Annotated in this window: 1 pseudogene; it reads left to right on the top strand. The window is 45.5% G+C overall.

Going from position 1 to position 572, the window contains the following annotated elements:
- Positions 1-474 (top strand): annotated as a pseudogene (prfC, locus tag R7Z47_RS26090) (peptide chain release factor 3); the annotation flags it as partial.
- Between the last annotated feature and the right edge of the window lie 98 nt (positions 475-572).

The following is a 572-nucleotide window of genomic DNA, read 5'->3' as shown; positions in this document are numbered from 1 at the left end:
ATTCAAATTGGTGATACTTTCACGCAAGGTGAATCACTGAAGTTCTCTGGTATTCCAAACTTTGCGCCTGAATTGTTCCGTCGTATTCGTTTGAAAGATCCATTGAAGCAGAAGCAGCTACTAAAAGGCTTGGTTCAGCTTTCTGAAGAAGGTGCGGTACAGGTATTCCGTCCACTGCAAAACAACGATCTGATCGTTGGTGCGGTAGGTGTGCTTCAGTTTGACGTGGTTGTGGCTCGCTTGAAGTCAGAATACAACGTTGAAGCAATCTACGAAGGCGTTAACGTAGCGACTGCTCGTTGGGTTGAGTGTGGCGATGCGAAGAAACTGGATGAGTTCCAGCGTAAGAACCAAGCGAACTTAGCATTGGATGGTGGTGACAACCTAACGTACATTGCCCCAACTATGGTTAACTTGAACCTTGCAAAAGAACGCTTCCCAGACGTTGAATTCCGTGCGACTCGCGAGCACTAATCAACCGCCGCGTTAAAGCAACTAGATTTTAAATCGCCCTTGGCTATAGACTTAGTCAAGGGCGTTTTTATATAAGGAAGAAAAATGAACTGGTTCAA

Origin of the sequence: Vibrio sp. 1641 (genome assembly GCF_033339995.1) — a bacterium.
Taxonomy (GTDB): Bacteria; Pseudomonadota; Gammaproteobacteria; order Enterobacterales; family Vibrionaceae; genus Vibrio; species Vibrio alginolyticus.
Note: the sequence above shows the minus strand (reverse complement) of the source record. Positions and strands in the feature narration are given on the sequence as shown.